This is a genomic window from Halobacillus shinanisalinarum, assembly GCF_022919835.1.
GTDB classification, from domain to species: domain Bacteria; phylum Bacillota; class Bacilli; order Bacillales; family Halobacillaceae; genus Halobacillus_A; species Halobacillus_A shinanisalinarum.
Genome location: NZ_CP095074.1, coordinates 61797 through 88432, shown reverse-complemented (window position 1 = coordinate 88432; position 26636 = coordinate 61797). Strand labels below are relative to the sequence as shown.

Annotated in this window: 26 protein-coding genes and 3 pseudogenes; 26 read left to right on the top strand and 3 right to left on the bottom strand. The window is 39.6% G+C overall.

The window, feature by feature from the left end:
* Positions 1–25: 25 nt before the first annotated feature.
* The 6 genes and pseudogenes from msrB to MUO14_RS00420 all read left to right on the top strand — a co-directional run bounded on the left by msrB (position 26) and on the right by MUO14_RS00420 (position 4635).
* Positions 26–985, top strand: coding sequence for a peptide-methionine (R)-S-oxide reductase MsrB (msrB, locus tag MUO14_RS00445; protein ID WP_244753115.1), 960 nt, complete (start codon positions 26–28; stop codon positions 983–985).
* A 271-nt stretch (positions 986–1256) separates the two neighbouring features.
* A complete protein-coding gene (locus tag MUO14_RS00440) occupies positions 1257–2306 on the top strand; it encodes an AbrB family transcriptional regulator (protein WP_244753114.1) in 1050 nt (349 codons plus the stop codon).
* A 103-nt stretch (positions 2307–2409) separates the two neighbouring features.
* Positions 2410–2604 (top strand): DUF6501 family protein, encoded by a 195-nt coding sequence (locus MUO14_RS00435; RefSeq protein WP_244753113.1) that lies wholly within the window; start codon positions 2410–2412, stop codon positions 2602–2604.
* Positions 2605–2845: 241 nt separating this feature from the next.
* Entirely contained in the window at positions 2846–3391 is a 546-nt protein-coding gene (locus MUO14_RS00430) for a histidine phosphatase family protein (RefSeq protein WP_244753112.1), read from the top strand.
* Positions 3392–3540: 149 nt separating this feature from the next.
* The gene (locus MUO14_RS00425; RefSeq protein WP_244753111.1) at positions 3541–3780 is read left to right on the top strand and encodes a ferredoxin family protein; all 240 of its coding nucleotides are present in this window, start codon (positions 3541–3543) and stop codon (positions 3778–3780) included.
* 118 nt (positions 3781–3898) lie between these two features.
* Positions 3899–4635, top strand: a pseudogene (locus MUO14_RS00420) (SDR family oxidoreductase).
* Between the two features lie 127 nt (positions 4636–4762).
* On the opposite strand, the gene MUO14_RS00415 reads toward MUO14_RS00420, so the two are convergent.
* Positions 4763–5038 carry an acylphosphatase gene (locus MUO14_RS00415; protein ID WP_244753109.1) on the bottom strand — a complete coding sequence of 92 codons (276 nt, stop codon included), beginning with the start codon at positions 5036–5038 and terminating at the stop codon, positions 4763–4765.
* 125 nt (positions 5039–5163) lie between these two features.
* Between MUO14_RS00415 and MUO14_RS00410 the strand changes: the two genes are divergently transcribed.
* From MUO14_RS00410 to MUO14_RS00315, 20 genes and pseudogenes are all read left to right on the top strand, one after another.
* The gene (locus MUO14_RS00410) at positions 5164–6141 is read left to right on the top strand and encodes a P1 family peptidase (RefSeq protein WP_244753108.1); all 978 of its coding nucleotides are present in this window, start codon (positions 5164–5166) and stop codon (positions 6139–6141) included.
* Between the two features lie 2 nt (positions 6142–6143).
* On the top strand, positions 6144–7037 hold the full coding sequence (locus MUO14_RS00405; protein WP_244753106.1) for a gamma-glutamylcyclotransferase family protein: 894 nt from the start codon (positions 6144–6146) through the stop codon (positions 7035–7037).
* 69 nt (positions 7038–7106) lie between these two features.
* Complete coding sequence (locus MUO14_RS00400) at positions 7107–10727, top strand: dynamin family protein (RefSeq protein WP_244753105.1); 3621 nt, start codon at positions 7107–7109, stop codon at positions 10725–10727.
* A gap of 284 nt (positions 10728–11011) precedes the next feature.
* Positions 11012–11512 (top strand): superoxide dismutase family protein, encoded by a 501-nt coding sequence (locus MUO14_RS00395; protein WP_244753104.1) that lies wholly within the window; start codon positions 11012–11014, stop codon positions 11510–11512.
* Positions 11513–11756: 244 nt separating this feature from the next.
* Positions 11757–11957: a cold-shock protein gene (locus MUO14_RS00390; protein WP_244753103.1), complete on the top strand. Its 201-nt coding sequence runs from the start codon at positions 11757–11759 to the stop codon at positions 11955–11957.
* 72 nt (positions 11958–12029) lie between these two features.
* Positions 12030–12236 (top strand): cold-shock protein, encoded by a 207-nt coding sequence (locus MUO14_RS00385; RefSeq protein ID WP_244753101.1) that lies wholly within the window; start codon positions 12030–12032, stop codon positions 12234–12236.
* A 131-nt stretch (positions 12237–12367) separates the two neighbouring features.
* The gene (locus MUO14_RS00380; protein ID WP_244753100.1) at positions 12368–13705 is read left to right on the top strand and encodes a DUF2252 domain-containing protein; all 1338 of its coding nucleotides are present in this window, start codon (positions 12368–12370) and stop codon (positions 13703–13705) included.
* A gap of 74 nt (positions 13706–13779) precedes the next feature.
* A complete protein-coding gene (locus MUO14_RS00375; protein ID WP_244753099.1) occupies positions 13780–15399 on the top strand; it encodes an ABC-F family ATP-binding cassette domain-containing protein in 1620 nt (539 codons plus the stop codon).
* Between the two features lie 321 nt (positions 15400–15720).
* Positions 15721–16563, top strand: a complete 843-nt coding sequence (locus MUO14_RS00370) for a 3D domain-containing protein (RefSeq protein WP_244753098.1) — start codon at positions 15721–15723, stop codon at positions 16561–16563.
* Positions 16564–16851: 288 nt separating this feature from the next.
* Complete coding sequence (locus MUO14_RS00365; RefSeq protein WP_244753096.1) at positions 16852–17367, top strand: P-loop NTPase family protein; 516 nt, start codon at positions 16852–16854, stop codon at positions 17365–17367.
* A gap of 128 nt (positions 17368–17495) precedes the next feature.
* On the top strand, positions 17496–17876 hold the full coding sequence (locus MUO14_RS00360) for a PadR family transcriptional regulator (protein WP_244753095.1): 381 nt from the start codon (positions 17496–17498) through the stop codon (positions 17874–17876).
* A 56-nt stretch (positions 17877–17932) separates the two neighbouring features.
* Entirely contained in the window at positions 17933–18937 is a 1005-nt protein-coding gene (locus MUO14_RS00355) for an LLM class flavin-dependent oxidoreductase (RefSeq protein ID WP_244753094.1), read from the top strand.
* A 72-nt stretch (positions 18938–19009) separates the two neighbouring features.
* Entirely contained in the window at positions 19010–19876 is an 867-nt protein-coding gene (locus MUO14_RS00350) for a CvfB family protein (protein ID WP_244753093.1), read from the top strand.
* Between the two features lie 15 nt (positions 19877–19891).
* Positions 19892–20278, top strand: coding sequence for a VOC family protein (locus MUO14_RS00345; RefSeq protein ID WP_244753092.1), 387 nt, complete (start codon positions 19892–19894; stop codon positions 20276–20278).
* 175 nt (positions 20279–20453) lie between these two features.
* On the top strand, positions 20454–20900 hold the full coding sequence (locus MUO14_RS00340; protein WP_244753091.1) for a MarR family winged helix-turn-helix transcriptional regulator: 447 nt from the start codon (positions 20454–20456) through the stop codon (positions 20898–20900).
* Between the two features lie 104 nt (positions 20901–21004).
* Positions 21005–21952: pseudogene (locus MUO14_RS00335) on the top strand (ring-cleaving dioxygenase).
* Entirely contained in the window at positions 21952–22560 is a 609-nt protein-coding gene (locus MUO14_RS00330) for an alpha/beta hydrolase (protein WP_244753090.1), read from the top strand. The pseudogene MUO14_RS00335 and the gene MUO14_RS00330 overlap by 1 nt, the downstream one beginning before the upstream one ends.
* 101 nt (positions 22561–22661) lie before the next feature.
* Complete coding sequence (wrbA, locus tag MUO14_RS00325) at positions 22662–23273, top strand: NAD(P)H:quinone oxidoreductase (protein ID WP_244753089.1); 612 nt, start codon at positions 22662–22664, stop codon at positions 23271–23273.
* A 184-nt stretch (positions 23274–23457) separates the two neighbouring features.
* Positions 23458–24249 (top strand): annotated as a pseudogene (locus MUO14_RS00320) (HD domain-containing protein); the annotation flags it as partial.
* 164 nt (positions 24250–24413) lie between these two features.
* Positions 24414–25007, top strand: coding sequence for a nitroreductase family protein (locus MUO14_RS00315; protein WP_244753087.1), 594 nt, complete (start codon positions 24414–24416; stop codon positions 25005–25007).
* Positions 25008–25066: 59 nt separating this feature from the next.
* On the opposite strand, the gene MUO14_RS00310 is transcribed toward MUO14_RS00315, so the two are convergent.
* Both MUO14_RS00310 and MUO14_RS00305 read right to left on the bottom strand, forming a co-directional pair.
* Positions 25067–25276 carry a hypothetical protein gene (locus tag MUO14_RS00310; RefSeq protein WP_244753086.1) on the bottom strand — a complete coding sequence of 70 codons (210 nt, stop codon included), beginning with the start codon at positions 25274–25276 and terminating at the stop codon, positions 25067–25069.
* Positions 25277–25659: 383 nt separating this feature from the next.
* Positions 25660–26553, bottom strand: a complete 894-nt coding sequence (locus tag MUO14_RS00305; RefSeq protein ID WP_244753085.1) for a LysR family transcriptional regulator — start codon at positions 26551–26553, stop codon at positions 25660–25662.
* Positions 26554–26636 lie beyond the last annotated feature (83 nt).

Below are 26636 nucleotides of genomic sequence, written 5' to 3'. Positions count from 1 at the left end.
TGTTTTTCTATCGAGGAGGTTTATGATGAATCAACAATTACAAAAAGCGACCTTTGCTGGCGGATGCTTCTGGTGCATGGTTGAACCATTTGAGGAAAGACCAGGCATTGAATCTGTCACTTCAGGCTATACAGGCGGGCATACTGAAAATCCAACGTATATGAGTGTGATCACTGAATCTACCGGTCACCGCGAGGCAGTGCAAATCTTGTATAACCCCGAGATTTTTCCTTACGAAAGGCTAGTTGAAATCTTTTGGCAGCAAATAGACCCAACGGATGATCGTGGTCAGTTTGCCGATCGCGGCCACTCTTATACAACAGCCATTTATTACCATACAGACGAACAAAAACAGATTGCCGAGGCAAGCAAGGAGAAATTGCAAGCATCAGGCAAATTTAAGAGTTCAATTGTAACTGAGATTTTACCAGCAGATACCTTCTACCAGGCAGAGGACAAGCATCAAGAATATCATAAGAAGAATGCTTACCATTATAAGCGCTATAAAAAAGGTTCGGGTCGTGCCGATTTTATTAAAGATCATTGGAATTACAAAAAAGATCAACATGAACTAAAGTCACGGCTGACAGATATTCAGTATAAGGTCACACAGGAAAATGAAACCGAACGTCCTTTTCAGAATGAATACAACGATCACGAGGGTGAAGGGATCTATGTTGATATTGTATCTGGAGAACCTTTATTTAGTTCAAAGGATAAGTATGATGCCGGTTGTGGATGGCCAAGCTTTACGAAACCGATTGAGAAACAACAAGTGAACGAACATGTGGACCAGACCCACGGCATGATCCGGACAGAGGTTCGTAGCGATCGGGCTGATTCCCATTTGGGACATGTGTTTGAGGATGGTCCAACTGCAAAGGGCGGTTTACGCTATTGCATCAATTCCGCTGCCATGAAGTTTATTCCAGTAGAGGATATGAATCAGGAAGGCTATGGGTATTTGACTCACTTATTTAAATGATGAAACTCAGATAAAGTTGTTCGATAGATAACCGTCTCCAGAGGGTAGAAGGCGGTTGTCTATATTAAATTTACATATTTCTTATTGTCTAGTGTGTGTTCAGTTTTGAGAACCACAGCGTATGCCTTTCCCTACGTGAGGACCGAAGAAACTCGCCGTGGATCATTTGATGACTTTTTGAACATCCTCTTATAGACGATTCCTCTATCCTCAATAACCAATATGGGTCGCCAGGGCTAGTGTCTGTCCATAGAAAAGGGTGAAATTTGTTTTGCATAAAGATTACGTCATAACCTACTTCGCTGCTTTTGCCGGAGGGATGGCTTTTAATTATTTTTCCTTGCCGCTCCCATGGATATTAGGACCTGTGACCGCACTTATTCTGTACAAAATGAGTGGAGAACAAAAGACCAATTCAAGTTCACGTCTGCGAGATCTTGGTTTCTGGTTATTAGGTGTCCAAATCGGGCTAACCTTTCAAGCCGATACATGGACAACTGTTGGGCCATACTTGCTCCCATACAGTCTTTTTTCATTCACCATTATTGCGATCAGCTTATTGTTTGCTTGTATTTTATCGAAACAAGTTGATATCGATCCGACGACAACAATGATTGGAAGTGTCCCAGGCGGTTTATCTGCTATGATCGCTGTAAGTGAATCTTTGCAAGGTAATACGGTATTAGTGACCATTTTTCACACGATTCGTTTATTATCTGTATTATTTATTATTCCTTTTGCAGCAACGCATTGGTTAAACACTAGTGAAGCAAATCAATCAATCCCATCTGCCTCTGATGCAACCTCGGGCGATTACTGGACTATTTTCATTTATTTATTAAGTTTGGCGGCAGGCTATTTTCTTCGGCAGAAAATCCCTGCGTCGCTTATTATTCTGCCCATGTTGATCATTGGTGTGTGTCAAACTGCCGGTCTGTCACTCTACTCCTTACCTACAGTCTTTTTTATAGGGGCCCAGCTTACGATAGGGGTACATTTAGGAAATAAAATTGTGCTAAAAGATGTGATACGTGCCGGACGTTACTGCGGATTATTCTTTAGTCTCGCCTTGTTACTCATCACCTTTTCGTTCCTATTTGGCCTTTTTTTATCGAAGTGGACAGGTATGGAACTGATAACAGCTATTTTGAGTTTAGCGCCAGGTGGATTAGTAGAGATGGCACTTACTGCCCAGGATGCAGGGGCGAACCCCGCGATTGTAAGTTCGCTGCAAACGATAAGGCTGCTGACGATCGTCTTGTTTATGCCGCTGCTATTAAAATGGCTGCTTCAAAGACAGTCTAAACGTCCGCTTGTATGACAATAGGATTGATTTTTTCGGGACGGAGCCTTCATATGGAGAAGAATCGATTGAGCCGATAGACTAATCGTTGTATACTAAACACAAATAAAGGAGGCTAAGTATGATCCATAAAAATTGGGAAAACAATGAAACAATCAAGCAAATTGAATGTGTGCACAATGATGCTAAAAAATTTGTCGTCAATAATATGCTGACACCTGGTAAAACATATGATGTGAAAAACGAAAGTGAAGAATTTTATTTTATTATTGATAATTCGGGGCGAGTAGGCGGTTTTTATAAAGAATATTTTTAAGAATTAGTAAACAGCTGAGTTGGTTATACTCAGCTGTTTTTACAATATGGTGTAGAGGCTACTTCATGTAATATAATTTGAATTCTTAATATGCAAGTGCACGGGGAGCACATGAATAAATTAATATGAACATTGTCATGATTTCATATAAAAAAGAACAAATGGTCTACCTTTCCTTGTCAATATCTTTTACATCAGCGATAATGGGGGTAAGATAAGCAATAAGGGGGATGGTCCATCCATGGACAAACTTATTTTAGTGCGGCACAGTGAAACAGAAGGCCAGCATGAAGACTCACCTTTAACAAAGTTAGGAGTACGTCAAGCCCAAGTATTATCTACATTTCTGCAGCATTCAGGTTATAAAATTGATCGGATCATTTCGAGCCCGTTTTTGCGTGCGATCGAGACGATTAAACCGTTTGCTGAAAATAATGGCGTGACGATCGAAAGAGACGAGCGTTTAGAAGAACGCATCTTGAGTCACGATCCTCTTGATGACTGGGAAGAAGTGCTTCATGATACCTTCAGAGACCCTGAACTTAAAATGTCCGGCGGTGAATCCTCCACTGAAGCAAGAGAACGTGTACTATCGCTTATCGATGAACTTGAAAACGAGGAAGGCAATGTTCTGCTAGTGACCCATGGCAATTTGTTAGCGTTACTTCTACAAAAATATAACCGGGAAATTGGCTTTGCAGATTGGAAGCGACTCTCAAGGCCAGATATCTTTTTAATACAAAAACAGGGCGGAGAATATACTGTGGAGCGAATTTGGGAAGACTAGTCGTGAATGTAGATTTAAGGAATCCCTTGTCGGACAATTGCACTTTTTATCTATAACCGTTATCATAATATGTGGTGTTTATCATTTCCTTAGATTATGTCATAAAAATATAAGCACTCGTTTATTTATAAAAGAAGGAGGAGATACCCTTGGCATTTGTTATTACTTCACCTTGTAAAGATGAAAAAGCAGGGGAATGTGTAGACGTGTGTCCAGTCGATTGTATCGAAGAAGGAAAAGATATGTTCTATATCGATCCAGCCATTTGCATTGACTGTGGGGCATGTGAGGCGGTCTGCCCTGTTGAGGCCATTTACATTGAAGATGAGATTCCAGAAGAGGAAAATAAATACATCGAATTAAACCGCAAGTTTTTTGAAGAACAGTAAGGCACATACGGGAAGTCATCTCTGTAAAGGAGATGGCTTCTTTTTCATATCGATTCCTATATCCTACATTCTAGTTGGATCGGGTAAATAAGGGATGTAGTCATAAAGGAGGTTTAGAATGGGAAAATTAACGAACAAATCAGCTATTATCACCGGTGCAAGTAGCGGGATCGGTAAATCTATCGCTAACCATCTGGCGAAAGAAGGGCCAATGTAGTCTTAGCCGCCCGAAGGTCTGAACGTTTGCAGCAACTAGCAGACGACGTGGAAAAAGAATACAACGTTACAGCAAAAGTTATCGAAACAGATGTGACAAAGCGGGCAGATGTCGAAAACTTGGTCAAAGAAACGAAAGCTCATTTTGGCAGTATTGATATATATATAAATAACGCCGGCGTCATGCTTCTATCGTTCTTGAAAAATGACCACATTGACGAATGGGAGCAAATGGTCGATGTCAATATTAAGGGAGTTCTTTACGGTGTTCATGCCTCCCTACCCGAAATGATCGCGCAAGAAGAGGGACATGTTGTAAACGTGTCTTCCGTTGCCGGACATGAGGTCTTCCCATCCAGTACCGTGTATAGTGCAACGAAGTATGCTGTACGCGCCTTATCTATGGGAATGGAAAAAGAACTATCACGATCTGGTGTACGCGTAACCAACATATCGCCTGGTGCTGTCGATACAGAGTTAACCGAGCACATTACTGACGGAGACGTCCTGGATATGTTTAAACAACAAGAAATGACCCCACTTAACTCTGAAGATATCGCAAAAGCAGTCGCCTATTCCGTCACCCAGCCTTCCTACGTCAACGTAAATGAAGTCATCGTAAGACCCATGCACAAATAAGAAAAGCGGAAGCACCCTGGTAGACACGACTAGCATAAGCTGAGTTGATTTGTGAGAGAACGCAGGAAGGTGTTGAAGTAACATCGCCTAACAAGAAGACCGCAGAAATCAGCTTCTGCGGTCCATCTTAATGGATGATTTTAAAGTTACTGTAGCTGTTTTCATTTTCCAAATCTTTGATATCAAGTGCCTGAACCTTGGCAAAATTATTTGGTCCTGCTCTTACCACTTCTATAAAAGAAGAGAGTTCATTCTCGTATCCTTCCGCTTCGATTTCAACGGTTCCATCAGGTTTGTTTTTCACCCACCCTGTAAGACCATACTGCTTTGCTAACTGTTCAATAGTCGCACGGAAACCGACTCCTTGCACCCTGCCATGGACGATCATTTGTTTTCGTGGCATTTCAACACCTCCATAGATTAAGATTACCTTTTTTACTAAAATAAAAACATAAGCGTGTGTGTTCAAAATCGCCGTTTTTCATTTGGTGATTTTTAGAACACCCTCTAAGAGAAAGGATGAAGACTGTGAAAGAACTTCCTATCACATCGATCGCTGGGTTTGCTTTTGGCCATGCAGACGACGCAGAAGCAGGGACAGGCTGTACTATTGTCCTATGCGAACAAGGGGCACGGGCGGGTGTATCTGTACGGGGAGGGTCACCTGGAACCCGGGAAACGGATGCATTACAATCAGAAAATTTGATCGACCAAGTACATGGGGTGTTTTTATCAGGGGGGAGTGCATTCGGATTAGATGCAGGCTCAGGGGTGATGGATGAGCTTGAAAAGAGGGGGGTTGGCTTTGATGTAGAGGTTACTAAAGTGCCGATTGTTCCTGGTGCTATTTTATTTGACTTGATGGTTGGCGATGGTAAAGTTCGTCCTGATCAGCAAATGGGGAGAGACGCTACACAGAATGCTCTGCAAGGACTGCCTTTTCTACAAGGGAACGTGGGCGCCGGAACGGGGGCATCTGTCGGTAAACTACTTGGTCCCTCTTTTGTCATGAAAGGTGGGATAGGGCATTATGCGGTTGAAGTCGGTGAATTGAAAATGGGGGCAGTGATTGCAGTGAACAGTTTTGGAGATATTGTCGATCCCCTAACTGGTGAACGAATAGCGGGGGCTTATGATAGAGAAAAACAATGCTTCGTAGACAGTGAGCGTGCTCTCGTTGAACACATGAACAAGACTGAAACCAATCGATTTAGCGGAAATACTACCATTGGTATCATTACATGCAATGCAATGCTGTCGAAACCGCAAGCAAATAAACTAGCTTCCATTGCTCATGATGGTTTTGCACGAACGATAAAACCCTCTCATACGTTTGTAGATGGTGATACATTATTTGCAATGACTACAAATGAAGTAAGGGTAGACTTAAATGCTTTAAGCTCCCTGGCATGTTATGTAGTTGAACGAGCGGTTGTACAGGCCGTAAAATCTGCTGTTAGCGCTTATAACCTGTTATCCTATTTTGATATAAAAAGGGGGAGATAAGCGTGCGTGTTTTTGTTTATGGATCCCTATGTATGGGGGAAAGGAATCATGAGATGTTAGTTGACTCAATCTTGCTCTCAGAACAGGCCTGGGTTAACGGTACGTTGTTACAGAGCGACTCCTACTATCCTTATCTGAGGCCTTCGGAAACGGACATTACATATGGTGAAATCTACGATGTATCGGATGAGGTGCTTATACAGCTGGACACATTAGAGGGGTATAATGGTAATAAAGCCACATCACTATTTGATCGGCAAATGGTAAGCGTACATACAGATCAAGGGACTCTACGTGTTTTTGTGTATGTCGGTACAGAGAAAGTGAAGGGTGAGAAAATCGTGCCCCATGGAAACTGGAAGGTGTCACAATATCTAAAGCGAGCAGAGACTTACTATTTTGCCTATGGATCGTGCATGGATAATAGACGCTTTAAACGTGCTCATGTAGATACTCTTTTCCAGGAGGTATTAGGCGGTGCCGCCCTAGAAAAGTATCGCTTGCGATTTTCCTATCATGTCCCTGATGGGGGGAGGGCTGATATTGAAGAAGAACCGAATGCTTGTGTAGAAGGTCTTCTGTATAAGGTAAAACCACCGGCAATTGATTATTTGTATGAAAGAGAGGGAGTGTACGCTGGTGCTTATAGACCTGTGATTATCAACGTTTCCTGCCAGGGAATAGACTATAGAGCATTATCGTTTACTGTTACTGCTAAACAAGCAGATAAAATTCCCCCACTTCACTATGCTAAGGAAATTTACCTAGGTGCCGCACCTTATGTTTCAGAAGGTTATAGAATGCAGCTTACTGAAATGTTTACGACAAAACTGCCAGTGAAAGGAATTGACCTGTATTTACAGTCGAACGGGGAGAAATCCTATCATAATAGATAAATGACTTGAGACTTGCTATCAATGTTGAGTAAACTAGAACTAACTGACAAGTAAAAAGGAGACTTAATGATGTCTGTACCCACCGTAGAAGCGCATACGCAGACGCTCACTCGCCTTGAAAAGCTTTATAGTGAGCTTGCTAAGGATAATCAGTTACAAGCTAAAAAAATATTAGAACTTATTGAGAAGGTGAATAAGCAGGAAGTTATGCTTGGCTTTGCCGGCCATTTCTCAGCAGGAAAGTCGACGATGATTAACCATATCGTTGGTCAGCCCATCCTTCCTTCCAGTCCGATTCCAACGAGTGCAAACATAGTCAAATTATCAAATGGTTCTCCGGCAACAATAGCTGATTTTAGTGAAGATATTCCGGTTAAGTACGAAGGAGCGGTGGATATAGACACCATTCAAGCGATGTGTCGGGAAGGCGAGAAAATTACTGGGTTGGAAATCCATAGGCCCTTAGATGATCTCCCAGCACACGTAAAGATCTTAGATACACCAGGTGTGGATTCCACGAGAGATGCTGATCGTTTAATTACTGAATCTTCCTTGCATGTAATGGATTACATGTATTATGTAATGGATTACAATCACGTACAATCTGAAGTAAATTTGGGGTTTCTTCTTGAAATGCAACAACGTAAGATCCCTTTTTCAATTATTATTAACCAAGTCGATAAACATAATGAAGAAGAGTTAACTTTTGGACAGTTTAAGAGCAGTGTTATTTCTTCTTTAGGCGTGTGGGGGATTGAGCCTGAGAACATTTATTACACCTCGTTGAGGGATTTGACTCATCCAGCCAATCAAATAGAGGAAGTGGAGGCTAGTTTCCGCAAACAATTTGATACGACACCGATTGATCAAATGGCCTTGAACCATGCACAGGAGATTATAAAGGAAAGCATAAGGGATTATATCTCCAATTTTGAGGAACAAATTGATCTCCTAAACAATCAAATTGAGCAGGGAGAACGGACGATTGCTGAACAGGAATTCGAGGATTCACAGTCACTAATCGAAATCCAAAAGCAGAGAATCCCTAAGGCAAAGAGCCAATTTGATGAGCGGGTCTTAAAGTTTATATCAAATGCCTATTTAATGCCAAGTGAACTGCGCGAACAAGCGCGTTTGTATTTAGAAGCAATGCAGCCATCATTTAAAGTCGGAATGATTATGGCTAAGAAAAGAACAGAAGAAGAAAGAAACATTCGATTGGAAAGTTTCTATAGCAAGCTTAAGGAAACCATAGAAAAGAACGTTACGTGGCCTCTACGTGAACGGATGCTTCGATTAATGGAAGAGTTTGAAATAACAAATAGTTCCCTTATTCATGATGCGCAGTCTTTTGAAGTAACATACACATCTTCACGTTTGCACGAATTAATTGAATCAGGTGCCTCTGTGACAGGAGAGTATGTGCTTCGTTATACGGACCAACTGTCTAAAGATATTCAGCGGCAGATTAGAGGGCAATTATACGATTGGTGGGAAGAGGTTGAAGTCGTTTTACAAAACAGGAATGAGCAAGAATTGCATGCACATGAACAACTATTTGCCGCTTACCATAATAAGGCTGATGCGGAGGAAGAACTCAATAAGCTTAATATAAAGATACAACAGGTAAAGCGAAATCTTGAGGACACTTTTTCTAATGATGAGCTGCTTTCTGATGAAGTACATCAGCAGGTTACTCAAGCTTTGCAAAAACGCAGCTCGCAAATAAAGATTCAGTCCAGTCAGCGGCTGTCCTTTGTCGAGGAGCGACCGGGCGGATATGAAGAAAAACAGGATGAAGGGCAGTCGCTTACAGGGGAAAGCAGGACTAAAAGCGAACTGATCCAAAGAAAAGCTGCTGAAGCCCGGGACATCTTAAAGAATATAGACGGGTTTGAAAATCTCATTTCACAACTTCATAACAAACAGCTGAGACTTGATCAGCGACGGTATACGATAGCTTTGTTTGGAGCCTTCAGTGCTGGGAAATCTTCATTTGCCAATGCCTTATTAGGAGACCGAGTACTCCCTGTCTCTCCTAATCCAACGACAGCAACGATTAATAAAATTACAGCCCCTACAGAGCAGCACCCTCACCAAACGGTGACTGTTAAAGTAAAAGCTGAGCAGCAATTGTTAGAAGATATTGCGTTGGTTGGAAAAAAAGTGTTTGAGCGATATGATAGTTTGGCTTCAGCCTATCAAGGTATTGTTTCTTTACCGGAAGAACAACTACAAAAGCTTGATCACAAGAAGCGTTCTTTCCTGGACGCTTTTGTAGACGGATATGAAGAGATGAAACAACATGTTAACAAGGAAATAACGATCACCCTCGACGGTTTTGCTTCTTATGTATCTGAAGAGAGAAAATCGTGTTTCATTGAGTGGATGGAACTTTACTATGATTGTGAATGGACCCGTGCAGGCATTACGCTAGTCGATACACCTGGTGCAGACTCTGTCAACGCCAGACATACAAATGTGTCCTTCAATTATATAAAAGATGCAGATGCCATTTTATTTGTCACTTATTATAACCACCCTTTTTCAAAAGCAGATCAATCATTTTTAACCCAGTTGGGACGTGTAAAAGACGCATTTTCGATGGATAAAATGTTTTTTATTATCAATGCTGCGGATTTAGCTGAAAATGATGAAGAGAAGCATCAAGTGGAGAACTATTTGAGGAACCAGCTTTCTCAATTTCACATTCGTTATCCGCGCATTTTTTCATTGTCCAGCTTGCAAGGATTAAAAGAAAAACAAACAATGAAGTCAAATGACAGTGGATTACCATTATTTGAAGATCGTTTTGAGCAGTTTCTACAGGAAGAACTGACAGAAGTGCTTCATCATTCAATTGAACATGACCTTTCTGAAGCGGCCACTTCTTTAGAATCTGTGATCGAAAACGCTACGTTAAATGAGCGGGAAAGAGAAGAGAAGCTGAAGTCTGTTATTGGTGAGCAAGACCAGGCGAGGCAAATTCTAAAGACAAGATTTGAAACGCGCGGAGAAAAAGCGATTGCCCAGAAAGTGGAGAAACAGCTTCACTTTGTTCATCAACGAATGATGTTGAACTTTAACGACTATTTTAAAAATCATTTCAATCCTGCGTCGATCCATGGAGATAGGGCTGAAGCTAGGGAACAGTTACGGGAAGCTGCCGAGGAGTTGCTTCAAGAGGTAGAATTCGAAATGAACCAGGAGTTAAAAGCCGTTACCCTTAGAATTGAAACCTTCATTAAGGAATTGGTGCAGCAGTATAAAAAGGACTATGAAGCAGAGCTCAAGCGAGTCAAACATACACTTGCGCTTAGTGATTACGAGTGGACTAGTGTAGCACCGCCTATGATTGAGCAGCCCTTGCCTTTGTCTGAAGCTGATATTTCTGATGTTTTACGGTTATTTAAGGGAACGAAATCGTTTTTTGAACAAAATGCGAAACAACAAATGAAAGATCAGTTGAGTGAAAGAGTGGATGTTCCTCTCTATGAGCAGATTAATCAAGTAAAAGATGAGATAGCAGAGCACTACACAGATAAGTGGAGCCATGCTTTACATCAGGCTGTTGATGGGTGGATAGAGGAACTGGACTATAGCTTCAACAGGTTGAGATACAGCCTTGAACATCCAGTTGACGTTTCGCACTTACAAGAACAATATAACCATTTAAAGAGTATTCTTTAAAATCATAAAAAAGATCCTGGAAAACTTGTCCAGGATCTTTTTATTCTCTACTTACAATATGACTTTCACTTCTGCACCTTTACGAAGTTTTTCAATAAGCTGTGTCACTTGTTGATATTGCTTTTGTTTCAATAATCGCAGTGATCCATGTGTTCTTCATAAGAACTCTCCTTTTACTTGTTGAGACATTAAAAGGAATTTAGCACATCAAATAATTGCTGTGAATTATAATGGACATGTTTCAAGAGTCAGCAGCATATATTGGTATAAAAGGAGGAGAAGCCATGTATATGAACCAACCTTATCCATCCACAAGACCTACCCATCAGCCTGAACAGGCAAGAGTAAATTTCAAGGGGAGCCCGCTAGCTCCTGATCTTAGAGGGATCACACAATTTTATCAACGTCCATACGGGGTAGAAGTATTTGTCCAAGTGGAAGGATTACCCGACTTTCAAGTAAAAGACGGGGTTCAAATTGGTCCGCATGGATTTCATATTCATGAAGCGGGTGTATGTGAGATTGGAGATGGAAAGGATCCGTTTCAATCAGCTGGAGGGCATTGGAATCCTGATGATCAGCCCCATGGTAATCATGCAGGTGACTTCCCTGTTTTGTTTTCCAACCAAGGACGTGCACGCATGATCTTTTTTACAGATCGCTTTCAAGTAGAAGATATCATTGGAAAATCCGTCATCATTCACCAAGGGCCAGATGATTACCAGTCACAGCCTAGCGGTGATGCAGGAAAAAGGATTGCGTGCGGGGTTATAGAAAAAGTTTAAAATCTCAGCATAAAAATCTGATTGGATGTATAGAATGTAAAGAGCAGGTGTTTACACCCTTTGCTTGACTTCACCGGTGAATTATTGTATTCTAATATTTGTATATTAATTCGTGCCAAACAGATAATGAATCACCTATTATAAAGAGTGATCAATGGTTATTGGTACTTTTTATAATATGTGATTTTTTTCATTATTCATGGAACGCATATTAATTTTAAGGAACATTGGAGGACCCATTTTTATGAAAACTGGTACAGTAAAATGGTTTAACGCTGAAAAAGGTTTTGGATTTATCGAAGTAGAAGGCGAAGACGATGTATTTGTACATTTCAGCGCCATTCAAGAAGAAGGATTCAAATCCCTTGAAGAAGGTCAAACTGTAGAATTTGAGATTACTGAAGGCAACCGCGGACCACAGGCTGCTAATGTAACTAAATTATAAGGTGGAAAGAGACTGACTCAGATGCTAGTCAGTCTCTTTTACATAATTCTCATGTCCAGAGGAGGTTTCGAAATGGCATTCGGTAAAAAGAACCAGGCTGAAATAGTTGAAGAAGAAACAAAAATTTGGGTATGTAAATCTGAGGATTGCAGTTGCTGGATGAGAGATAATTTTAGAACGAATGAGGAAGCGATTTGTCCCATCTGCAAAAATGAGATGGAAGCAAGCACCAAAGTACTTCAAGTCGTTGAAAATAATAGCTTATATTATAAGTCATAAGGAAGAGAGGCTCTCATCATGAGAGTCTTTTTTGTTTCTATAAAATCGCGTTTTTTTTATTGTACATTGTTTCTTGCTAATTCAACTGGGGAATGCTACGTATAGTTTGATAAAGAAGGACGGGAATAACGATGAAAAAGAATATTAGGAATGACATTATAGAAACGAAGAAATATTTGAGAAAGCAGGTACTCGATACAATTCTTAATCAATTTGATGGCAAGCTGATGGGTTTATCAAAGGAACATAGGAAACAAAAGTATAATAAGATGAGAGAGAACCCGTACAGCTTTTTTAGGGGGAGTGCTTATTTATTTTATTATGATGTAACAGATCTTCCATTTACTTTTCATACACCTGAAGATCGTCCTACATGGCTGCTAGGGGATCTGCATTTTGATAATATCAGTGCTTTCCAAAATGAACATCAGGAAATCGTGTTTGATGTCGATGATTTTGATGAGGGTTACTTTGGTTCCTATTTGTATGATGTGATGCGTATGGTCGTAAGTATTCGTTTAATGAGCAGCCAACATGGCTATAATGAAGAGGATGCTGATACGTTTGTTGAAAGTTTTTTAACTCATTATATTAAGCAGCTTGAAGACTTTCAATCAGGAGCCAATGATCCTGTTCAACTTCAGTTTACCAAGGTAAACACGAAGGCATCAATTAAGAGGGTTCTTGATAATCTTGAACAACGTCAGACGGCACATAAGCTTGATGAATCCGTTAACAAGTATGATTCGATTCAATGGCTTATGGGGGACGATCACCTCCTATCCCTTTCAACTTCAGAAAGAAAGGAATTCACTAGTATTTGGGAGGATTACATCGATTCCATTCCAGCTTCTGTAAAGAAACGTAGAAATTACTATTCGGTTAAGGATGTCATGAAAAAAGAAGGAGCGGGGATTGGGTCAACAGGGTTAGAAAGATACTATATCTTAATTGAAGGGGAACATGGGCAAAACATCATTTTAGAAGCTAAAGAGGCAAGAGCGCCGATACCGGCCTACTTCTTTCCCTACGATGAAAAATTCTGGTATGACCATAAGCATCAAGGGCGACGGGTTGTCCATACTCAGCAATCGATGCATCACCTGGCGGACCCTTATTTGGGTTACTTTACATTACAGGGACATGACTTTTACGTAAGAGAGCGGTCCCCCTTAACCGGCGAACTGGAAGCTCAGGATTTACAAGATCCAAAGTCTATGTTGGAAACGATCAAAACGATGGCTAGAATTACTGCTAAAATCCACGCTCGTGCAGATGCCGATATCGAGAACGGTTTGATGGATTATCATAGTGAAGAAGCTATTCTAGATGCGATTCAGCGAAATCAGAAAGAATTCATTCAGCAAATAAATGTATGGTCGAAGCATTATCAGCAAGTGGTGGAAGAGGATTTTCTTCTGTTTAATGAATGGTTAGACGAAAATGCTGATTTTTCCGGTCAAAAATAAGGGAATACCTATTCGATTCCTATAATGAATGATATAATTTGAATGTTATAGACTCAAATACTGGAGGATTCGTAATGCTAAATGTAACTAATGTTAGTCTTCGTTTCGGGGATCAGAAGTTATTCGAGGACGTCAATATAAAATTCACCCCCGGTAATTGCTACGGTTTAATCGGTGCAAACGGGGCAGGAAAATCAACATTTTTAAAGATATTAAGCGGGGAATTAGAACCACAGACAGGTGACGTTTCCCTAAAGAATGACCAGCGTCTGGCTGTACTTAAACAGAACCACTTCGAGTATGATGAATACAAAGTGCTTGAGACTGTTATTATGGGTCATACAAGACTTTATGAAGTCATGCAGGAAAAGGACGCCATCTATATGAAGGGCGATTTTACAGAAGAGGACGGGATGAGAGCAGCTGAACTCGAAGGTGAATTTGCTGAGATGAACGGCTGGGAAGCTGATTCTGAAGCGGCGCGCCTACTAACGGGGCTCGGAATTAAAGAGAATTTGCACGACAAGCAAATGACAGAGTTAACTGGTTCTGAAAAGGTTAAAGTCTTGCTAGCTCAAGCACTTTTTGGCAATCCAGATGTTCTTCTTCTTGATGAGCCGACAAACCATTTGGATATAAAAGCTATTCAGTGGCTTGAAGATTTCTTAATTGATTTTGAAAATACCGTGATCGTTGTTTCCCACGACCGTCACTTCTTAAATAACGTCTGTACCCACATCGCTGACTTAGACTTTGGCAAAATTCAAATCTACGTAGGAAACTATGACTTCTGGTATGAATCCAGTCAGCTTGCTCAAAAAATGGCCGAAGAACAGAATAAGAAAAAAGAAGAAAAAATTAAGGATTTAAAAGAATTCGTTGCGCGCTTTAGTGCGAATGCTTCAAAGTCGAAACAAGCGACCTCGAGAAAGAAACTGCTTGAAAAGATTACTTTAGATGACATTCAACCTTCTTCAAGAAAATATCCTTACATTGCCTTTAAAGCAGATCGGGAAATTGGAAATGATTTACTGACTGTTGAGAACCTGTCAAAAACAGTTGATGGAATCAAAGTAATTAATAATGTAAGTTTTACAATGAATAAAGATGATAAAATTGCTTTTGTAGGAAGTAATGAAGTGGCAAAAACAACTCTCTTTCAAATTCTAATGGGTGAAGTCGAACCAGACGAAGGAACATTTAAATGGGGAGTAACGACATCACAGAGTTACTTTCCAAAAGATAACTCTGAATTCTTTGATCGTGCTGACTTGAACCTAGTAGAGTGGTTGCGCCAATACTCACCTGAAGATCAAACGGAAACATTCCTTAGAAGTTTCTTAGGACGGATGTTATTTTCAGGGGAAGAAGCATTGAAACAATCGAACGTACTTTCAGGAGGAGAGAAGGTGCGTTGCATGCTCTCTAAAATGATGTTGTCCGGGTCCAATGTTCTTTTGCTTGATGAACCAACGAACCACTTGGATCTTGAATCGATTACATCATTAAACAAAGGACTGATTAACTTTAAGGGATCAATCTTATTTGCCTCCCACGACCATGAATTCATCCAAACAATTGCTAACCGTATTATTGAGCTTACACCTCAGGGGATTGTTGACAAAGAGATGAGCTATGATGAATATCTACAAGACCCATCTGTTCAAAAGCAAGTTGCCGCTTTGTCAGAATAACAAGAATCAAGATTAATTAATAAAAACCTGTCCAATTAGGGCAGGTTTTTATTAATCATGAGACTCTTGATTTCTATATAATATTTAATTTTTCCTATTGAAAAAAGAAAAATAATACGCGTTATTCGACTTTTTAAGACTATTATATAAAAAATAATGTCGTTTATAGACCTTTATACCCACTTTGTAACTTGAGTGAAAAGTAAGTGTCATAGTTGCAAAGAAACTGTTAGCTTTTTGTTCTTAAAAAAATCTATATATCTGTTAGTATCTTAATTGTGGTTAAAACAACTCATCAATTAAGAGGAGGACACAAAACATATGAAAAAAACAGTTTTTTCTCTAGCTGCTACCGCTGCATTAACAGGAGCATTCGCAACATCTGTTAGTGCTGAAGAATATACAGTCAATAAAGGTGATACTCTTTGGGGTATTTCAAACAATAATAATGTAACAGTGGATCAGCTAAAAGCATGGAACAATCTAAATTCAAATTTAATTTATCCTAAACAAAAACTTACTGTAACAGGTGAAACTTCAACTGAAACGAGCACGACATACACAGTGAAATCTGGTGACACCCTATCTGGTATTTCTAAACAACATAACATATCAGTTGATCAGTTGATGGCATGGAACAACCTTTCTTCTACAGTGATTCACCCTGGAGATGAATTTGCATTGAAAGCTGGAGCAGCTTCTGCACCAGTTCCAGAGAAAGCAGAAAAAGAAGAGGCACCAGCACCAGCGCCTGAACCTAAAAAAGAAGAGGCACCTGAACCTGAGCCTAAAAAAGAAGAAGCACCAGCTCCAGAGCCAGTAAGTGCTGAGCAGGATCAATCTAGTGAACAGTCAACTAGTAATGATGTTGCAAAAGAGATCACTGCAGAAGCAACAGCTTATACTGCTAACTGCACAGGATGCAGTGGTGTAACAGCAACAGGTATTGATTTAAATGCAAACCCTAACCAAAAAGTTATTGCTGTAGATCCAGATGTTATCCCATTAGGATCTAAAGTATATGTTGAAGGTTATGGCGTAGCAATTGCTGGTGATACTGGCGGAGCTATTGACGGAAATCGTGTAGATCTATATATGCCAAACCGTCAAGATGCTTTAGACTTTGGTAGACAAAGTGTTACTGTACAAGTGTTAAGTGAATAGTAGACAAGTAGAACAAAAATAATAGTTTAACAGGAAAAGCGCACTATTGCCCCCACAATGGTGTGCTTTTTTTCTGGACAAAACACTTTTTTCATTATTATAGACGAACAAATTATGTTATAAGTTTCAAAAAAAGCGACATTTATTTAGTTATGAACAGGATATTGATAAACTATGAAAGATAGCATGTTTCTGTGCATGATAAAGGCAAACAATTTGAAATTTGAGATATCATTGTAAAGAAGTCAGGTAGTTACACCTGGCTTTTAAATATTGGAGGAAAACAGTATGAAAAGGGTTGTGGTCATTGGTTCAGCTGGTTCGGGAAAGTCGACTTTAGCCAAACAAATAGGACAAGTCTATCAATACGATGTTATACATATGGATCGATTATTCTGGAAACCTGGCTGGAAGGAATCCACTCAAGAAGAGTTAAGAGAGAAACAGGCTGCTTATTTACAAAAAAATAAATGGGTTATTGAGGGCAACTACAGTGGGGTCTGGAAAGAAAGGTTAGAAATGGCGGATACCATTATTTTTATCGATGTAAATCGATATGTTTGTCTGTACAGTGCCCTTAAAAGATGGGTGCAAAATATCGGTAAAACAAGGGAAGATATCGGTCCAGGGTGTCCGGAACGGATGGAACTCGCTTTTCTTAAATACATATGGGATTATCCTAAAACAAAAAGAAACAAAGCAATGACAGCCATTGAGCAGCATTGCCAACACGCACAAATATTTATTTTTCCTCATAGAAAAGCGGTAAACTTATTTATTAAAAAGATAAAGACTCTCTCTTAAAACTTAGTAGCAACTCCGAAAAGAATCCAAAAAATTATTTAAAAACTGAACGAATGTTCGTATAAGTAGACAACGCCACACCCTTTTAATGTAGAATAAACTTATAACAGGTAAGGGGTGAGGTTGCTTTGTCTCATAAAAATAATCCGAAAAAATTCGCTTTGAACATGAGTGCAGCACAATTCACTAAATTTTATATTATGCATCTATTACAAGTTCGTCAACCAATGATAAGTGAGCATTTCAAAGAAGAATTCCATAAGTTGACAAACAATTGGATTCCTGCGCCATCTACATTACTAGATACATTACATGACATGACAGAAGAGGGATTACTTAACCGGAAAGATGGCTATAAATCATATGAAAAGAAACGACAAAAAGTCTTCTGGTATTCTTTAACCGACCAGGGCAAGGAAGAATTTGATGTGCTCAAAAAGAAGTACAAAATTTTGTTTGAAGAGCAGTTAAACATATTAAATCAAATTATGAAAGATGTGTATCGTTAACGTCTAAATACGAGAATAATAAATGATACTTATGAGGTTTAGAAAGGAAAGTCAATATGAAACTAGGCGTGTTGGATCAAAGCCCTATATCCAAAGGACAATCAGCAGAACAAGCATTAAAGCAAACGATCGAATTGGCTCAATGGACAGAATCATTGGGCTTTAAACGATATTGGGTAGCTGAGCATCACAACACGAATGGCTTGGCTGGCAGTTCACCAGAGGTCTTAATATCACATGTCGCCTCACAAACTTCGAGAATACGCGTTGGTTCTGGCGGTGTGCTTTTACCTCAATATAGTCCGCTTAAGGTGGCGGAGTCGTTTAAAATTCTACAAGCTCTTTTTCCCGGTCGTATTGATTTAGGGTTAGGCCGATCGCCTGGAGGAGGTAAAAAAACGAGGGCTGCCTTAACAGATGGATTCGATAAACCATTAAGTTCTTTTTCAAGACAGGTAAAGGAATTACAGGATTTCTTATATGGAACTATTCCAAAGGAGCATGCCTACTATGGAGTGTCCGCCAAGCCACATACTTCCGACAACCCCGATATTTGGGTTTTAGGTCTTTCAGAGCGCGGAGCTAGACATGCCGCTATCAATGGTACAGGCTTCACCTTTGGTTATTTCATTAATCCCGAACATGCTACTGAAACATTGTATGCGTATAGAGAAAAGTTTAAGCCATCGGTAGGTTTGCAGGAGCCCAAAGTAAATGTATGTGTATTTGTTGTTTGTGCTGAGACTACTGAGAAAGCAGAAGAACTTGCCTTAAGCCAGGATATGTGGCTCCTGCAAGTGGAGAAGGGGTTAGAAACGAGAGTTCCCTCCATCAGTGAAGTGAAAGGACATACATTTACAGTAAAAGAGCTTGATAAAATTAAACGTAATCGCAAAAGGGCGATCATTGGTACCCCTGAAACGGTCTATAGAAAACTAAAGCAGTTAAGTGAAGCTTATCAAACAGATGAGTTCCTTCTCATTACTAACATTTTTGATTTTGAAGCAAAAAAACATTCCTATAAGTTGCTAGCCGATTATATTGCAAATAATTCAAATTAGTACAAAGCTTTTTCTTTGTCTAATGATTAGCTATAATAGAAGGCATTATGAGTGAAAGAGAGTAGGGATTTCATGGACCAAACTAAAATAAGTACGATTCAATCAATGGAGGTAATAAAAAGAACAGCAGAAGGGTTTCAACTATCAGATGGAGAAGATGAAATTCTTCTTCCCCATGACCAAGTTAATGGTGAAATCGAAGAGATTGGTGAACATGTCACCGTTTTTCTTTATAATGATCGCAAGAAAAATCCAGTAGCAACTATGTTGCTGCCAGAGGTTCGTTTAGACACTTATGGCTGGGCGGAAGTTGAGGAAGTCGTGAAGAATTTAGGTGTGTTTGTGAATATTGGTATTGACAAAGCATTCCTTGTGTCAAAGGATCATCTTCCAATCCTTAAAGAAGTCTGGCCTAAAGAAGGAGACTGGCTATTTGTCAGTTTAGAAAAAGATAAAAAAGGGAGGGTGTTTGCAGAGCCGATTTCAGAGGGGGAAGTTTTGGAGGATCTTGAAAAGGCTCCAGAAAACCTGCTAAATGAGACCATTGTCGGGCGAGTTTACAGGTCTACAAAAGCAGGATCATTTGTCTTAACCGAAGAAGGCTACCGAGGCTTTATTCATCCTTATGAACGGAAAACTGAACCAAGATTAGGTGAAACAATAGAAGGTCGTATTATCGATGTGAAAGAGGATGGCACACTAAACATCTCACTGCGCCCCTTAAAGCAGCATAGCATGGACCCAGATGCTGACCAAATTTACAATTATTTAGTTGACCATGATGGGGTTATGCCGTTAACAGACAAAAGTGATCCAGATGAAATTAGGGATATATTTAAAATTAGTAAATCCGCATTTAAGCGAGCTATAGGAAAGCTTATGAAAGAAGATAAAGTTATACAAAAACAGAATCAGACAGTAATGAAGCACAATGACTAAATAAGGGGGCATTTAGTGAATAAGCTTTATCCATTTATTGTAGTTGAAAACTGTAATGAAGCCGTGGAATATTACCACGATATTTTTGGTGGCGAAATAAAAGTGTTAAACAAGCAGGAAGGCAAACTTCTGCATGCTGAATTACATGTTAATGGAAGTACTCTCCATTTTTCTGACTCCTATGGAATACCTGTAACAAATGGGGAAAATGTAAAAGTAATGATGCAATTCGATAGTGAAGAAGAAATCACAAAAGTATTCAATTCCTTAAAAAAGGATGGAAAAGTGGCAGTTGATCTAGAAGACACTTTTTTTGGAGCACTTCATGGACAAATTATTGACCGAAATCAGGTTAACTGGGTTTTAAATTTTTTTAGAAAAAATGAAAAATTAAGAGGATAATTGTAGGGTAAAGAGGCTTAGTTGATTTTCAGCTAGCTTCTTTTTATTTTATCTGATCTACCTACAGTAAGATGTCAAAAATCTTTGGTTATGGAATCCGAATCTTGACAATCTGTAAGTACACATGATATATTTATCTCGAATTAAAGACAAATGAATTAAGGATATGATATTAATGGAACATCATAATCACATTGATCATGATTCATCATTAAAATCGTTTATCGTATTATCCCGTGCATATAGGTCCGTTGAAGAAAAGATTAGAGAAGACATTCGAACATATGGATTGAACCCGACTGAATTTGCGGTATTAGAGTTGCTCTACCATAAAGGTGAGCAGCCCATTCAACAAATTGGCAAGAAAATCTTGCTTGCTAGTGGCAGCATTACGTATGTTGTTGATAAATTAGAAGGAAAGAAACTGTTGCAACGGGTGAGATGTCCTAAAGACCGGCGGGTGATCTATGCTGATATCACAAATGGAGGAAAGAAATTAATGGATGAGATCTTCCCAAAACACCAGGCAGCCATCAAAGGTATTTTCGGAGAATTGAGTGAAAATGAACAAAAAACATTGATTATCTTGCTAAAAAGATTGGGCCTCTCATTAAAGGATTAGTAAATTTTTTACGCAAATATCCTGAATTAAAGATAATTGAGCTTAGAGTGTCTTGTCATGAGAGATTAATTATTTGGTTAACCTAACCATTAAGGAGAATAATGATGGAAAAAGCAACTGCAGGTATCCACCATATTACTGCTATCGTAGGCAATCCGCAGGAAAACGTGGATTTTTATAGTGGTGTGCTTGGTTTAAGACTAGTTAAGAAAACAGTAAATTTTGATGATCCGGGCACTTACCATTTGTATTTTGGTAACGAAGGAGAGCAGCCGGGAACGATTATCACCTTCTTTCCCTGGGACGACGCCCAAAAAGGACGGATTGGATCTGGTCAAGTTGATACTACTACATTCGTTGTCCCAGAAGAATCCCTTAATTTCTGGGAAAAACGACTAGCAAACTTTAATGTAAAGGTTAACAAAGAAACCCGTTTTAATGAAGAGTTTATTCAATTTAAAGATCCCCATGGTCTACACCTAGAAATTGTCGCTCGCAGGGAAGGGCAAAACAGTAAGTGGGGAGAAAGCAGCCTATCCTCAGACAAAGCCATTAAAGGATTTGGAGGGACCGTATTAAATACGGCTAAACCATATGAGACAGCAAATTTGCTTGAACATGTCATAGGGATGGAAAATATTGGTCAAGAAGGCGGCTATCTTCGGTTTCAATCCTATGGAAATTAAGGGAATATCGTGGACATAAAGTTAGCAGCTAGTCCGCGGGGAATAGTGGGGGTTGGCACCGTTCATCACATCGCCTTTCGTGCCAAAAACTTTGAGGATCATAAGGAATGGCAAACCTACCTCGGTGAAAATGGTTATCACCCTACAGGCGTAAAAGACCGTGATTACTTTGAAGCCATCTATTTCCGTGAACAGGGCGGATTATTGTTTGAAATTGCAACAGATCCTCCTGGCTTTACTCGCGATGAGTCCTTTGAGGAGTTAGGTGGAGAATTAAAGTTGCCAAAGTGGCTGGAATTCAAGCGTTCACAAATTGAAGACCTTCTTACCCCAATTACAGTTCGAAAAATAAGGGAGGACCAATAATGAAACACATTTTTCATAATGGTACAGACGAAAGTAAACCAACATTGCTTCTTTTACATGGAACTGGAGGGACGGAAACGGATTTATTACCTGTCGCAGGGATGATTGATGAGTCTGCGGATATTCTAGGAGTACGTGGTAATATAAGCGAAAATGGCATGCCGCGTTTTTTTAAACGTTTGGCTGAAGGAGTGTTTGATGAAGAAGATCTTATCACCCAAACCAAAAATCTAGAAGAATTTCTAGAGACTGCAGCAAACGATTATGGGTTTGACCGTAGTAATATGGTCGCGATTGGGTATTCTAATGGTGCGAATATTGCCGGAAGTCTTTTGTTCCATTTTGCAAATACATTAAAAGGTGCTGTTTTACTTCATCCAATGGTTCCAAGAAGAGGTATTGAACTGCCTGATTTGTCTGGCATCCCCGTTTTTATTGGGGCAGGTACTAATGACCCAATCTGTAAGCCGGAGGAGACAACAGAATTAGCTGAGATGCTTCAAAATGCTGGAGCAAGTGTAGAACTCCATTGGGAGAATAATGGTCATCAATTGACCCGTAATGAAATTGAAAAAGCTGCCCAATGGTATGCACACACGGTCAAATAAAAATGTCGTTCACATCAGATTTCATTAAGCTTGGATTGGTGGTGCACTAGATGGGGATATTAGATTTGTTTAAAAAAGATACCAAAAGGAGTGATTTATCAATGGAAAATGTAAAATTAGCAGTGATTTATTACAGTTCAACAGGTACCAATTATAAAATGGCAAAATGGGCAGAGGATGGAGCGAAACAAGCAGGTGCTGAAGTGAAATTAGTTAAGGTTCCTGAACTTGCCCCACAAGCAGCAATTGAACAAAACCCTGCTTGGAAAGCTCATATTGATGCAACAAAAGATGTACCTGAAGTCGCTTTAGAAGACCTTGAATGGGCAGATGCTTATATTTTCAGCATGCCAACTCGTTTTGGTAACTTACCGGCACAAATGAAGCAATTCCTTGATACGACCGGAGGACTTTGGTTTAATGGGAAACTGATTAACAAAGTAGTAAGTGGAATGTCTTCAGCGAATAACCCACACGGCGGCCAGGAAGCAACTATCCAAAATCTTTATACAACGATGATGCACTGGGGTGCGATCATCGCCGCTCCAGGTTATTCAGATCCTGTAACGTTCGCTGCAGGCGGTAACCCTTATGGAACGAGTGTCACCGTCGACCAGGAAGGAAACATGCAAGAAGATATTCAGGAAGCTGTTAAACATCAAGCCAAACGTACTGTGACCGTTGCTTCATGGGTGAAACAGGGGCAACAATAATAAATTGAAGAATTAACATCCAGCTTCTAACTATAGAGGCTGGATGTTTTGTTACACATATACGACATCACCTATTTACGTGTACACGTTCTAGATTATCAACTAACCTTTTTACAAATATCCCAATTAGCATATATCCAGAAAAAGAGTGCCAGAATTCCCACCAACTTAGGAGAATGACGCGTTGGGTGGCTCGGTTGAGGAGCAAATAGCAGGATTACTTCACGATGTATCACACACAGCGTTTTCTCATGTGATCGATTTTGCCCTGGGAAACGAGAAAGAGGATTATCATGAAAAAATTTATCAGAAAGTGGTTATGGGGTCAGAGATTCCAGGCATTTTAGAGAAATACGGCTATCATTATAAAGATATTCTTATAGATGACCCCAAGTGGACTTTGCTTGAGCAGCCAGCACCTCTGCTGTGTGCCGATAGAGTTGATTACACATTACGTGATATGTACAGGTATGATCAAATATCTTTAGAAGAAGCACGTGAATTCCTAAACGATCTCATCGTACACAATGGTAGAATGCATCTTGATAAGATTGTGGCTGCCGAGTGGTTTGTGGAAACCTACTACAAAGAAGTGATTGGTTTCTTTATGGATCCTTTAAATATTTATGGAAATCATGTGCTATCGAAAACATTAAAGCTAGCTATGGATAAACAAATACTTACTCTGGATGACTTTTTAAAAACGGATCAAGAGGTGATCTCTATTATAAAATCTTCAAAGGATCCTCGTCTTGAGAACTTGCTTAGTCAAATCCATGATCATGTTGGGGCGAAAGAAGATCAGACCAACTACGATATACACATTAAAAATAAAGTTAGACTTATTGATCCACCTATCTTACTTGGCGAAGGGACAGTAATGGCCTCCGAAGTATCACGAAAGGTAAAGGTTATGGGGGAAAATGCGCTTAAAAAATCCGTCAAAGGTATCTACGTAAAGGTTGTTTCTAATTAAATTTTGCAGAGAAAAAAGCTGTCACTAGGGATCAAGGATCATAATAATTCTGTATAGCTAGTTGAAAGAGCTCGTATATAGTAAGCTATAGATAGACCCTTATCAAATACAACAACATATGAACCATAAGGGATGAGGACCAAAAGAATTAGGGAGGCCGTTCAATGGATGTTTTAGAAGCGATTAAAACGAGAAGAAGTGTGGGACTTGTATCAGAGAAACCCGTTCCACAAGATTTATTAGAGCAAATATTAGAAGCTGGCACATGGGCCCCTTGTCATCACAGAACAGAGCCTTGGCGCTATTTTGTCTTGACTGGAGAGGGAAGAAAACCGCTCGGGGAAGCCCTTGCTAAGATTGCGGAAAGAGACATGGAGGATCCTTCAACCGAATCTAATCAGAAGAAACTTGCGAAGAGATTAAAAAAACCTTTTCGTGCTCCCACCGTGATTGTTGTAGCAGCAGAACCAACCGATGATCCAAAAGTTTTGGCTAAAGAAGAGTATGGGGCCGTGTATTCATCGATTCAAAATATGCTTTTAGCAGCACATGCATTAGGTTTAGGTGGATTTTGGAGAACTGGTAAACCAACCTATGATCCCTTAATGCAAGATTTGTTTGGATTATCTAAAGATGGTGAAGTATTAGGTTTTCTTTATATTGGTTTCCCCGAAAAAGATTTACCTGCCGGGGATAGAAAGCATATTAATGATGTAACAAAATGGATTTCAACTGCTGATGGATTAAAGAGCAATTAGGATGATACCTAAACATCGAAAGAGGCTATTCCTAAGTGAATAGCCTCTTTATACTAGTTTTACCTTCCCCTTCGTGACCAGTGCATTTCTCCAACTTCTGTTTCTGCAAGCTCAAAAGTAGTCCGATATGGTTTGAAATCTATATGTTTATTAACTGCGTAAATTTTTTGCGGAACACACAGAAATAAAGAGAGTGCTTTTCCAAATACATATCGGTCCACTTCTTTTGCTGCCGCGAGTAATTCTTCCCGATGAACTTGATTTGCCATCTTCTTGTACACCTGATCGAATCCGGGAAGCTCTGGCCCTGTCCGAAGGGCCCCATCAGAACCAAACATTTCTCGATGGAAAAATGCAAATGAATGATGTCATAATTTTTCTCATTCATAATTTGTTCATATCCATGTTCATATCCATATGAATGGTTTTCTTTTAGCAGACCTAAGATTAAGGGTGGAATCGATTAATCTCTTCTCGTAAAATTATGCTAATTTTGCTAACCGAAAGTAAAGGTATCTTGTGATTAAGCATTAAAGAAGAAATGTTAAACAATCGGGCGCGATTCATTAATAATGGATCGCGCTGATATCGCATGTAAGGGCCATTTAACGGAATAAAAAAGCGCCCCTCCTGGACAAAATCATCTCAAAATTTATTTCGAGGTAATAACCTCTCTGGCTAATTTTAAAAACGCCTTGATTGCAGGTGAAAGCCACTTGTCTTTATGCCACACCATTTGGGTAACAACCCGGAGATTGGGTATTTCCCAAGGAAGGGAAATCAGTTCTCCACGTTCCAGCTCAGCCTTAACGGCTATCGCAGGTAAAAATGCAATACCAATGCCGGCCATTGCGCACTGTTTGATTGTCTCGGCGCTACTAAATTCTAAATTCGTCATACTTTCGTGAATTCCTTGTTGCTTTATGGTTCGATCAAAAAGTGTACGATAGGGACATCCTTTTTCCGTAAGTAAAAACGGTTCTCCTTGGAAATCTTCTGTACGAAGGGATGCCCGTTGTACTAGTGGATGGTTTGGCGCAACGAGAAATAGAAAAGGTTCCTCAATTAAAGGTTCAATCATAAGGTTGTTTGAACCAACAGATTCATCCAACATAAAAACAATGTCCGTTTTTCCATCGTAAAGACTTTGTTTAAGTTGTTCATTAGTAAAAGGATGAAAGATTAGCCGAATGCTAGGGTAACGAGCGCGAAAAGACTGTAAAACGGTAGGTAAACGATAGGAGCTGGGTATTTCATTGGCACTGATGGAAAGGGTACCCGTTAACTCTTCATTTTCTCTCATAGCCAAACGTGCTTCATCCACACTGTTTAAAATTTTTTCTGCATGTAATAAGAATCTTTTCCCAGCGTCAGTAAGGGTAATTTGTTTTCCTAATCTGTCAATGAGTTGTGTACCAAGTTCTTTTTCCAAGGATTGTATTTGCATTGTAACATTTGATGGAACATAGTTGAGTGCTTCAGCAGCCCGGGTGAAATTTAACGTGAAAGCGACTGTTCTGAAGGTCATAAGTTGACGTATTTCCATATGATTTCATCCCCTATTCATTTTTTTTGAATGTCAAATTCAAAAATGTTTACTTTTATTGATTATACCATTCCTTTATACTG